The organism is Roseomonas sp. BN140053, from assembly GCF_047690175.1.
Taxonomy (GTDB): Bacteria; Pseudomonadota; Alphaproteobacteria; order Acetobacterales; family Acetobacteraceae; genus Roseomonas.
In genome coordinates this window covers 18,910-31,419 of the sequence record NZ_JBLLEB010000046.1, presented here as the reverse complement: position 1 = coordinate 31,419, position 12,510 = coordinate 18,910, and the positions used below count along the sequence as shown (strand labels likewise).

General features: G+C 73.1%; 4 protein-coding genes. 1 reads left to right on the top strand and 3 read right to left on the bottom strand.

Features of this window, described 5'->3' with window-relative positions:
- The coding region (locus ACLIBK_RS22980) for an SdrD B-like domain-containing protein (protein WP_415389641.1) at positions 1-9,769 on the top strand (9,769 nt) is incomplete at its 5' end.
- A gap of 51 nt (positions 9,770-9,820) precedes the next feature.
- Here the strand turns inward: ACLIBK_RS22980 and ACLIBK_RS22975 are convergent.
- Genes ACLIBK_RS22975 through ACLIBK_RS22965 form a run of 3 tightly spaced genes read right to left on the bottom strand, consistent with a single transcriptional unit; the run spans position 9,821 to position 12,395 of the window.
- Positions 9,821-10,564, bottom strand: a complete 744-nt coding sequence (locus tag ACLIBK_RS22975; RefSeq protein ID WP_415389640.1) for a phosphatase PAP2 family protein — start codon at positions 10,562-10,564, stop codon at positions 9,821-9,823.
- A 17-nt stretch (positions 10,565-10,581) separates the two neighbouring features.
- On the bottom strand, positions 10,582-11,586 hold the full coding sequence (locus ACLIBK_RS22970) for an SDR family oxidoreductase (protein WP_415389639.1): 1,005 nt from the start codon (positions 11,584-11,586) through the stop codon (positions 10,582-10,584).
- A gap of 2 nt (positions 11,587-11,588) precedes the next feature.
- Entirely contained in the window at positions 11,589-12,395 is an 807-nt protein-coding gene (locus ACLIBK_RS22965) for an SDR family NAD(P)-dependent oxidoreductase (protein ID WP_415389638.1), read from the bottom strand.
- Positions 12,396-12,510 lie beyond the last annotated feature (115 nt).

The following is a 12,510-nucleotide window of genomic DNA, read 5'->3' as shown; positions in this document are numbered from 1 at the left end:
CACCACCACCGGCACGGGCGGCGCCTACAGCTTCACCGGCGTTGCACCGGGCACCTATCAGGTGCAGTTCACGCCCCTGGCCGGCACCAGCTTCACGGCGCAGGACCAGGGCGGCAACGATGCCGTCGACAGCGACGTGAACGCCAGTGGCCGCACCGCGGCGGTCACCATTGCCTCCGGCCAGACCGCGAGCAACGTGTCCGCCGGCAGCTTCACCCCGGCGACGCTCAGCGGCGTGTTCTTCACCGACAGCAACGGTGACGGCATCCAGGGCACCGGCGAGGCCGGGTTGGCCGGGCAGGCCGTGCAGCTGCTCAACGCGGCCGGTACGGCCGTGGCCAGCACCACCACCGGCACGGGCGGCGCCTACAGCTTCGCGGGCGTCACGCCTGGGACTTATCAGGTGCAGTTCGCCGCCCCCGCCGGCAGTGTCTTCACGGCCCAGGACGTGGGCAACAACGATGCGGTGGACAGCGATGTCGGCGCCACCGGCCGAACGGGGTCGGTCACCCTCGTGTCCGGCCAAGCTGTTGCCAACCTGTCTGCCGGTACCTTTGTTCCCGTGACCGTGAGCGGGGTGGCCTTCACGGACACCAACGGTGACGGCGTCCAGGGCACCGGCGAGGCCGGGATCGCCGGGCAGGCCGTGCAGCTACTGAACACGGCCGGCACGGTGGTGGCCACCACCACCGGCACGGGCGGCGCCTACAGCTTCACCGGCGTTGCACCGGGCACCTATCAGGTGCAGTTCACGCCCCTGGCCGGCACCAGCTTCACGGCGCAGGACCAGGGCGGCAACGATGCCGTGGACAGCGACGTGAACGCCAGTGGCCGCACCGCGGCGATCACCATTGCCTCCGGCCAGACCGCGAGCAACGTGTCCGCCGGCAGCTTCACCCCGGCGACGCTCAGCGGCGTGTTCTTCACCGACACCAACGGTGACGGCATCCAGGGCACCGGCGAGGCCGGGGTGACCGGGCAGGCCGTGCAGCTGCTGAACACGGCGGGTACGGCCGTGGCCAGCACCACCACCGGCACGGGTGGCGCCTACAGCTTCACCGGCGTGGCGCCGGGCACCTATCAGGTGCAGTTCGCCGCGCCGACCGGCACGGTGTTCACCCTCCAGGATCGCGGCAACAACGACGCGCTGGACAGCGATGTGAACGCCGCCGGCCGCACCGCCACCGTCACGCTGGCCTCCGGCCAGACGCTCGGCAATGTTTCCGCCGGCACCTATACGCCGGCCACGATTGGCGGGGCGGGCGGCCTCGTGTTCACCGACAGCAACGGCAACGGCCTGCGCGACGGCGGCGAGGCCGGGGTGAGCGGCGCCACCGTGCGGCTGCTCGACGCCGATGGCGCGGTGGTGTCCACCACCACCACCGGCACGGGGGGCACCTACAACTTCGCGGGTCTCGCCCCCGGGCAGTACCAGGTGCAGTTCACCGCCCCTGCCGGCACCGCCTTCACGGCGCAGGACCAGGGCGGCAACGACGCGCTGGACAGCGACGCCAACCCCAGCACCGGCCGCAGCCCGCTGTTCACCGTGGTGTCCGGGCAGGCCGTGAACAACGTCGCGGCGGGCGTCTTCACCCCTGCCACCACCGGCACGGGCAACGTCGTTTTCGTGGACAGCAACGGCAACGGTGTGCGCGATGCCGGCGAGGCCGGGGTGGCCGGCGTCACGGTGCAGCTGCTGAACGCCGGGGGCACGTCCATCCTCAGCACGACCACCGGCAGCGACGGTACCTACGCCTTCGACAACGTCACGCCCGGTACCTACCAGGTGCAGTTCACCGCCCCCGCCGGCACCAGCTTCACGGCGCAGGACCAGGGCAGCAACGAGGCGCTGGACAGCGACGCCAACCCGGCCACCGGCCGCAGCGGCAGCATCACCGTGGCGTCCGGCGGCACGATCAGCAATGTCGGGGCGGGGATCTTCGCGCCGGTCAGCATCAGCGGCAACGCCTTCACCGACGTGAACGGCGACGGCCTCCAGGGCAGCGGCGAGGGTGCCTTCGCGGGACAGGCCGTGCAGCTGCTCAACGCCGCCGGCACGGCCGTGGCCAACACCACCACCGCCAGCAACGGCACCTACAGCTTCACGGGCCTGGCACCGGGCCAGTACCAGGTGCAGTTCACCGCGCCGGCCGGCCGGGTCTTCACCGCCCAGGACGTGGGCAACAACGCCGCCGTCGACAGCGACGCCAACCCCGGCACCGGCCGCACCGCCGTGATCACGCTGGCCTCCGGCCAGACCGCCACCAACGTGTCGGCCGGCAGCTTCGTTCCGGTCAGCGTCGGCGGCCGGGTCTTCACCGACGGCAACGGCGACGGCATCCAGGGTACCGGCGAGGCCGGGCTGGCCGGGCAGACCGTGCAGCTGCTCAACGCCGCCGGCACGTCCATCCTCAGCACGACCACCGGCAGCGACGGCACCTACAGCTTCACCGGCGTGGCGCCCGGCACCTACCAGGTGCAGTTCGCTGCGGCCGCCGGCACGGTGTTCACCGCGCAGGACGTGGGCAGCAACGACGCCGTCGACAGCGACGCCAGCCCCACCACCGGCCGTACCGCCGCCTTCACCCTGGCCTCGGGCGGGGCTGCCGCCAACCTGTCGGCGGGCCTTTTCGCGCCGGTCAGCATCGGCGGCGTGGCCTTTACCGATGCGAACGGCGACGGCGTCCAGGGTACCGGCGAGGCCGGGGTGGCCGGGCAGGCCGTGCAGCTGCTCAACACGGCCGGCACGGTTGTGGCCAGCACCACCACCGGCACGGGGGGTGCTTACAGCTTCACCGGCGTGGCGCCGGGCACCTATCAGGTGCAGTTCACCGCGCCCGCCGGCACCAGCTTCACGGCGCAGGACCAGGGCAGCAGCGATGCCGTCGACAGCGACGTGAACGCCAGCGGCCGTACCGCGGCGATCACCCTGGCCTCCGGCCAGACCGCGAGCAACGTGTCCGCCGGCAGCTTCACGCCCGTCAGCGTGAGCGGGGTGGCCTTCACGGACACCAACGGTGACGGCGTCCAGGGCACCGGCGAGGCCGGGATCGCCGGGCAGGCCGTGCAGCTACTGAACACGGCCGGCACGGTGGTGGCCACCACCACCGGCACGGGCGGCGCCTACAGCTTCACCGGCGTTGCACCGGGCACCTATCAGGTGCAGTTCACGCCCCTGGCCGGCACCAGCTTCACGGCGCAGGACCAGGGCGGCAACGATGCCGTGGACAGCGACGTGAACGCCAGTGGCCGCACCGCGGCGATCACCATTGCCTCCGGCCAGACCGCGAGCAACGTGTCCGCCGGCAGCTTCACCCCGGCGACGCTCAGCGGCGTGTTCTTCACCGACACCAACGGTGACGGCATCCAGGGCACCGGCGAGGCCGGGGTGACCGGGCAGGCCGTGCAGCTGCTCAACGCCGCCGGCACGGCCGTGGCCAGCACCACCACCGGCACGGGCGGCGCCTACAGCTTCGCCGGCGTCACGCCTGGGACTTATCAGGTGCAGTTCGCCGCCCCCGCCGGCAGTGTCTTCACGGCCCAGGACGTGGGCAACAACGATGCGATGGACAGCGATGTGAATGCTGCCGGCCGCACGGCCCTGCTTACCCTGGCTTCCGGTCAGACCGTCGGCAACGTATCCGCCGGAACCCTGGTAACGGTCGGCGTGAGCGGGGTGGCCTTCACCGACAGCAATGGCGACGGCATCCAGGGCACGGGCGAGAACGGCCGGGCCGGCGTGGCGGTGCAGCTGCTCAATGCTGCCGGTACGGCCGTGGCCAGCACCACCACCGGTACGGGCGGGGCCTACAGCTTCACCGGCGTGGCGCCGGGCACCTATCAGGTGCAGTTCACCGCGCCCGCCGGCACCGTCTTCACCACCCCCGACCAGGGGGGCAACGATGCCGTTGACAGCGACGTGAACGCCAGTGGTCGTACCGGTACGGTCACGCTCGCCTCGGGCGGCGCCATCACCAACCTGTCCGCCGGCCTGTTCACGCCCGTCAGCATTGGCGGCGTGGCCTTTACCGACACCAACGGCGACGGCGTCCAGGGCACCGGCGAGGCCGGGATCGCCGGGCAGGCCGTGCAGTTGCTGAACACGGCCGGCACGGCCGTGGCCAGCACCACCACCGGCACGGGCGGGGCCTACAGCTTCACCGGCGTGGCGCCGGGCACCTACCAGGTGCAGTTCACGCCCCTGGCCGGCACCAGCTTCACGGCACAGGACCAGGGCAGCAACGAGGCCGTGGACAGCGACGTGAACGCCAGCGGCCGCACGGCCGCCGTCACGCTCGCCTCGGGCGGGTCCATCGCCAACCTGTCGGCCGGCAGCTTCACCCCGGCAACGCTCGGCGGCACCCTTTTCGTCGACAGCAACGGCGACGGCATCCGCGGCAGCGGTGAGGCCGGGTTGGCCGGGCAGGCCGTGCAGCTGCTGAACACGGCCGGTACGGCCGTGGCCAGCACCATCACCGGCACGGGCGGTGCCTACAGCTTCGCAGGTGTCACGCCCGGGACCTATCAGGTGCAGTTCGCTGCCCCCGCCGGCAGCGTCTTCACCGCCCAGAACCAGGGCACGGACGAAACGCTGGACAGCGACGCCAACGCTGCCGGCCGCACCGGCACGATCACCCTCGTGTCCGGCCAGACCACCGGCAGCGTGTCCGCCGGCACCTTTGTTCCCGTGACCGTGAGCGGGGTGGCCTTTGCCGACGCGAACGGCGACGGCGTCCAGGGCACCGGCGAGGGCGGGCTGACCGGCGTCACCGTGCGGCTGCTCAACAGCAGCGACGCGCTGGTGGCCACCACCACCACCGGCGCGGGCGGCGCCTACAGCTTCGCCGGCGTCACCCCCGGCACCTACCAGGTGCAGTTCGTCGCTCCCGCGGGGGCCAGCTTCAGCGCCGCCGACCAGGGGGGCAATGACGCCCTGGACAGCGACGCCAACCCGGCCACCGGCCGCAGCCCGGCCTTCACCCTGGCTTCGGGCGGCAGCCTCGCGAACCTGTCGGCCGGCCTCTACACCGCTGCGACGGTCAGCGGCGTGGCCTTCACCGACAGCAACGGCGACGGCGTCCAGAATGCCGGCGAAACCGGCACCTCCGGCGTGACCGTGCAGCTGCTCAACGCCGGCGGCACGGCTGTCGCCACGGCCACCACCGGCAGCAACGGCGCCTACAACTTCACCGACGTGGACCCCGGCACCTACCAAGTGCGCTTCGTGGCGCCCGCCGGTACCAGCTTCAGCGCCCGCGACCAGGGCGGCAACGATGCCCTGGACAGCGATGTCGGCGCCGATGGCCGCAGCGCCAGCTTCACCCTGGCCTCCGGCGGCAACCTCGCCAACCTGTCCGCGGGCACCTTCGCCCCCACCAGCGTGAGCGGCGTCGCCTTCACCGATACGGATGGCGACGGGCTGCGCGGCGCCAACGAGGCCGGCACGGCGGGCGTCGCGGTGCAGCTGCTGAACGCCGCCGGCACCGCCGTGGCATCCACCACCACCGGCAGCAACGGCGCCTACAGCTTCACCGGGGTGACGCCCGGCCAGTACCAGCTGGCCTTCACCGCCCCCGCCGGCACGGTGTTCACCGGCACCGACCGGGGCAACAATGACGGGCTCGACAGCGATGTCGGCGCCGATGGCCGCACCGCCGCGATCACCCTGACCTCCGGGCAGAACCTGGCCGACATCTCGGCCGGCACCTTCACCCCGGCGACGGTGGGCGGCACCGGCGGCTTCGTGTTCACCGACACCGACGGCAACGGCATCCGCGGGGTCGGCGAGGCCGGGCTCGCCGGGGCCACCGTCCGCCTGCTGGACGCCGGGGGCAACGTGGTCGGCACCACCGCCACGGCCAGCGACGGCCGCTACAGCTTCGCCGGCGTCGCCCCGGGCACCTACCAGCTGCAGTTCGTCGCCCCCGACGGCACGGTGTTCACCGCCCGGGACGCGGGCAGCAACGACGCCGCCGACAGCGACGCCGATCCCACCAGCGGCCGCAGCAACCCCTTCACCCTGGTTTCCGGGCAGACCCTGGACAACATCGCGGCCGGCGTCTTCACCCCCGTTTCCACCGGCGCCGGCAGCGTCGTGTTCGTGGACAGCAACGGCAACGGCATCCGCGATGCCGGCGAGGCGGGGCTGGGCGGGGTGACCGTGCAGCTCATCGGCAGCGCCGGCACGGCGGTGGCCAGCACGGTGACGCGCGCCGACGGCACCTACAGCTTCGCCAACGTCGTGCCCGGCACCTACCAGGTGCAGTTTACCGCCCCCACCGGCGCCGTGTTCACCACCCCCGACCAGGGCGGCAACGACGCGGCCGACAGCGACGCCGATCCGGCCACGGGCCGCAGCGCCGCCTTCTCCATCCCGTCCGGCGGCATCATCGCCAATATCGGCGCCGGCCTCTTCACCCCGGTGGGCCTGAGCGGCACCGCCTTCACCGACACCAACGGCGACGGCGTCCAGAACAGCGGCGAGGCCGGCCTGTCCGGCGTCACCGTGCAGCTGCTCAACGCCGTGGGCACGGTGGTGGCCACCACGGTCACGGCGGCGGGCGGCGGCTACGGCTTCGCCGGCCTTCCCCCCGGCCAGTACGAGGCGCAGTTCGTCGCCCCCGCCGGCACGGTGTTCACCGCCGCCGACCAGGGCGGCAACGACGCGGTGGACAGCGACGTGGATGCCGCCGGGCGCACCGCGCTGCTCACCTTCGCGCCGGGCAGCACGGTGGCCAACCTGTCCGCCGGCGTTTTCACGCCGGCCAGCGTCAGCGGCACCACCTTCACCGACAGCAACGGCGACGGCATCCAGAACAACGGCGAAACCGGCAGCGCCGGCCAGACCGTGCAGCTGCTCAATGCCGCCGGCGCGGCCGTGGCCAGCACCACCACCACCGGCGCGGGCGGCGCCTACAGCTTCACGGGCGTCGCCCCCGGCACCTACCAGGTGCAGTTCGCCATCCCCAGCGGCGCGGCCTTCACCGCCCCCGACCAGGGCGGCAACGACGCGGTGGACAGCGACGCCAACCCCGTTACCGGCCGCAGCGCCGCCTTCACCCTCGCCTCCGGGCAGGCCGTCACCAACCTGTCCGCGGGCAGCTTCACCCAGGCCGCCATCAGCGGCCTCGGCAACGTGGTTTTCGCCGACAGCAACGGCAACGGCATCCAGGACAGCGGCGAGGTCGGGCTGGCCGACATCGCCGTGCGGCTGCTCAACGCCGCGGGCACGGTGGTCGCGACCACCACCACCGGCACGGGCGGCGGCTACAGCTTCGGCAACGTCACCCCCGGCACCTACCAGTTGGAGTTCGTGGCGCCTTCCGGCACCAGCTTCAGCCCGCGCGACCAGGGGGCCAATGACCGCCGGGACAGCGACGTCGATCCCAACACCGGCCGCACCGCCGCCTTCAACGTCGCTTCCGGCAGCAATCTCGGCGACCTGGCGGCGGGGCTGCGGACCTCGGCCACGCAGCTGGGCGGCGATGTCTGGCTGGACGGCAACGGTAACGGGTTGCGCGACCCCGGGGAGCAGCTGCTGCCCGGCGTGGCGGTGCGGCTGCTGGATGCCAATGGCCGGGATCTCGGGCGCAGCACGGTCACCGACGCCGCCGGCCATTACGTCTTCCTGGGGCTGGAGGCCGGCAGCTACCGCGTCGACTTCGCGCCGCTGGTGGGCACGAGCTTCACCCTGCAGGACCAGGGCGGCAGCGAGGCGCTCGACAGCGACGCGACGCCGCGCAACGGCGTGTCCAGCCTGCTGGTGTCGCTGGCCGCGGGCACGGTGGACGGGCGCAGCAGCGCCGGGCTGGTGCTCGACCTCAGCCAGTCGCCCTCCTACGCCCCCAGCATCAACCTGGGCGACGCCAATAACGGCTTCCCCGGCACGGCCGGGCCGGAGGTGCTGCACGGCAATGGCGGCGACGACTCGCTGAACGGTCTGGGCGGCAACGACACCTTCTTCGGCGAGGCCGGCCGCGACTCGCTCAACGGCCACGAGGGCGACGACTACCTCGACGGCGGCGCAGGCGACGACAACGTCCAGGGCCAGGTGGGCAACGACACGCTGCTGGGCGGCACCGGCAACGACATCGGCGAGGGCGGCGACGGCAACGACGTGCTGCTGTCCGGGCCCGGCGACGACAACATGCAGGGCGAGAGCGGCGACGACTCGCTGTTCGGCGGCGCCGGGGCCGATCTCCTCACCGGCAATGCCGGCGACGACCTCGTGGCCGGCGGCACGGGCAACGACACGCTGCAGGGCGCCGACGGCAATGACATCGTGATCGGCGGCCGTGACGGCGGCACCATGTCGCTGGGCGCCGACGGGCACATCACCAACATCGTCACCGGCGACATGCTGGAAGGCAACAACGGCGCGGACGCCTTCGTGTGGCAGGCCGGGGACGGCGTGGACCTGCTGATGGACTTCAACCCGGCCGAGGGCGATACGCTGACCATCTACGGCTATAGCGGCTTCCAGGTGGTGGAGCGCACCCCCGAAGGCCGCATGGCGCTGTACCTGGGCGACAATGCCGGCTTCGTGCTGAACAACGGCACCTTCCAGGGGGAAACGGCGGCGAGCACCTTCGCGGGCGTCCACTTCATCCCCTCCACCGCGGGGGCGCCGGACGACATCGTGGGCCGCGACGTGGTGGTGCCCGTGCTGGCGGCGAACTGGGCCTCGGTGTTCAAGGGGGCCGGGCCGATCACCGTGTCGCAGCCCTTCCCGCCGCTGGACACGCCCTTCGACCCCACCAACCTGGAGGGCATCCGCTTCGACGCGCTGGTGCAGCTGACCAGCACCAACGACAGCTACGCGCTGGGCGGCGGCAACCTGGTGGTGGATGCCGGCTCGGGCTTCGATGTTCTGTCCACCGCCGACGGCTTCCGCGGCGTGGGGCGGGCGCTTCTGCCCGATGGCAGCCTGCGCCTGGATCTCGCGGGGCGCACCGACGTGCTGCGCAACGCCGAGGAGGTGCGCTTCGTGGACGGCACGCTGCACCTGTCGCCCGACAGTGTCGCGGCCCAGGTGGTGCGCCTCTACGACGTGGCGCTGGGACGCGGGGCGGAGCAGGCGGGCCTGAACTACTGGATCGACCAGCTCAATGCCGGGGTGCCGCTGCTGAACCTGGCGGACGGGTTCCTGGGCAGCCCGGAATTTGCCGCGCGCTACGGCAACCTCAGCAACCAGGACTATGTCGGGCTGCTGTACCAGAACGTGCTCGGCCGCCCGGCCGACCCGGCGGGCGCCGCCTTCTACGAGGCGTCGCTGGCGGCGGGCACCAGCCGCGCCACGGTGCTGGTGGGCTTCAGCGAGAGCCCGGAGAACAAGGCCGCGAGCGCCGCGGACAATGCCCTGGGCATCTGGGACGTGAGCGAGAACGCGGCCACGGTGGCGCGGCTCTACGACACGCTGCTGGGCCGCCAGCCCGACCTGGCCGGGCTGGGCTTCTATCGCGGCCAGCTCGACAGCGGCCAGAACACCGCCCTGGGCATCGTGCAGTCTTTCACCGGCAGCCCCGAGTTCCAGGCGCGCTACGGCAGCAACCTGCCCAGCGCCCAGTTCGTGGAGCTGCTCTACCGCAACACCCTGGATCGCGACGGGACGCCGGCGGAGATCAACTACTACGTTTCGCAGCTCGACGCCGGCGTGCTCAGCCGCGAGCAGGCCGTGTTCAACTTCTCCGAAAGCCCGGAACACGTCGCCCTGACCGCGCCCAGCGTGATCAGCGAGAACCCGGCGCAGTTCGGCATCGCCTTCGCCTGAAGGCGACACCGGCCCGCCACGCCCCGGGATGGCAGGTCGGTGTCGGGTTGTTCAGGGTGCCTGGTCGTCCGAGGGCTCGACCCGACCGCGGCGCTGCAGCTGCAGCGCCACGAGCCAGCACAGCAGCGCCCAGGCGGCGCCCAGGCACCAGCCCGCCAGCACGTCGGTGGGCCAGTGGACGCCCAGGTAGACGCGGCTGGCGCCGACCAGCAGCGTGGTCAGGATCGCCAGGGAAAGGACATAGGCCCGCACCCGCCAGCCATCGGCCACCCGGAACAGCAGGGCGCCCAGGGTCAGGTAGGTGGCGGCCGAGAGCATGGCGTGGCCGCTGGGAAAGCTGGCCGTGTAGACTTCCACCGCGTGCGGCACGAGGTCCGGCCGCGGCCGCTGGAACACCACCTTCAGCAGGCTGCTCAGCAGCATGCCCCCGGCCACGGCGCCGAGCACCAGGGCCGCCGCCCCCCGCTTGCGCGTCAGGAACAGGAACCCCACCACCGCGAGCGTCACGCCGGCCAGGATGGCGTGGCCGCCCAGCCCGGTGATGTCGCGCGCCACCTCCTCCAGCCAGCGTGGCCCCAGCGGGTCGGAAAGGTCGGCCGGGTCGCGCAGGGCCAGCAGGATGGCGCGGTCCAGCGCCAGGGTCTCGCCTTCCGCCACCTCCGCCGCCAGCCCGGCAAAGGCCAGGATCGCCGCCAGCACGACGAGGTAGCCGGCCAGCCGGGCGAAATCCCGCGCGGACAGGCGCAGCAGCTGTTGGGCGGCGGGTTGTTCCACCAGGTCGCGAAGCTTCATCATCGGGAAGCAACGCGGGATCAGCCCCGGCGGTCGGTCCGGCGATGCCCGCGGCCGGCACGCCGCAGCGCCGCCGCCCCGAGCAGCAGGGCGGCGCCGGCCAGCACCAGCCCGGCCATCCCGCCCTGGCCGGCGCGTTTCGCCGGGGGAAGCAGGCCGCCGCCCGTGCCGGTGCCCTCGGCCATGGGATGCAGCAGCGCGCCTTGCGTGCGCGGGGCGGGCGGGGCGCGGCGGAGATAGCGGCGCAGCATGGCGCCCATCCCGTGCTCCACCGGACCGGGCAGCAGGGCATAGGCGACCTGGGCGGCGCGGGCGGGCCAGCCCACCGCCACCTCGTCGCGCGGGTGCAGCGCCAGGGCCACCATGGTGTCGGCCACGGCCTCGGGCGGGTAGATCGGGCCGCCGAGTTCCAGGGCGCGGCCGGACATGTTGGCGCCGTGCCCGAAGCCGGGTGTGTCCACCGTGGCGGGAAACACGCCGCAGACATGGATGCCGGGATGCGGCTTCAGCTCCTGCCGCAGGGCGGCGGTGAAGCCGCGCAGGCCGAACTTGCTGGCGGTATAGGCGGCGGCGAAGGGCAGCGGCGCCCAGCCGCCGATGGACACCGTGTTGATCAGCACGCCCCGTCCCTGGCGCAGGAAGATGGGCAGCACGGCGGCGGTGCCGTGCAGCGTGCCGATCAGGTTGCTCTCGATCACCCGGCGGTGCAGCGCCACCGGCGCGTCCGCGAAGGCGCCGAAGACGCCGACGCCGACATTGTTGATCCAAACGTCGATGCCGCCGAATTCCGCCTCCGCCGCCCGTGCCAGGGCGACCACCGCGGCGTCCTCCGTCACGTCCGTGGGCACGGCCAGCGCCCGCGTGCCGAGCGCCTCGCATTCCCGCGCCACCTCCGCCAGCACTTCCGCGCGGCGGGCGGCCAGCACCAGCCGGGCGCCGCGGCGCGCGAAGGCCAGGGCGGCGGCGCGGCCGATGCCGCTGGACGCGCCGACGATCACCACGGTGGCGCCGTGCAGGTCGCGCATCCTCAGCGCCCCCCGGCGGCGCGGCCGGTGCGGAAGCGCACCAGCGTGGCGATGGCCTGGGCCAGCCCGGCGCGGGCCAGGGCCGGCACCGCCAGCACGCTGCCGCTGAGCGGCCCCAGGGTGAGCGTCCTTTGCCGCCCCAGCGCCCGCAGCGCCGCGCGCGCCACGTCGCCGGGCTGCTGCGCGCCCGGCAGGTCGCCGCCGTAGCCGGAGCGTTCGGCGAAACGGCTGTGCGTCGCGGTGGGGCAGAGCGCCAGCAGGTCGATCGGCTCGCGCGACAGCTCGGCCGCCAGCGCCTCGGTCAGCGACAGGTCGAAGGCCTTGGAGGCGGCGTAGGCGGCGAGGCTGGGGACGGGAAAGAAGCCGGCCTCGCTGGCCGTGACGATGGCCCCGGCGCGGCGGCCCTCCGCGCGCGCCCGGTCCAGCATGCCCGGCAGCAGGCGGCGCAGCAGCACCAGCGGCGCCATCACGTTGACCGACACGGTGGCGCGCAGCGCCGCTTCCTCCGCGTCCAGGAAGTTGCCGAAGGGGCCCTGCCCGGCATTGCACACCAGCAGGTCGATCCCGAAGGCCTCCGCCGCCGCACACAGGGCGTCGAGCCCGGCCTCCGTCGCCAGGTCGGCGGGCAGCGTGTCCACCCGGCGGCCGGGGCGGGACAGTTCCTCCGCCAGGGCGCGCAGCACCGCCGCGTCGCGTCCGGTCAGCAGCAGCTCGGTATCCGCCGGCAGGGCGCGCGCGAGGGCGTTGCCGATGCCGCTGGTCGCCCCGGTGACGAGGGCACGGCGATAGGTGCGGGGCGCATGGGTCATGCTTGGCATCTGCGCCGGGCCGGCCGCCACGCAAGGCGGCGGGCGGCCGCCTCGCGCGGGGGTGACATCGCCGGGCGGGTGGCAGGGTTCCGGGCGGGGAAGCGCAGGAGGGGGG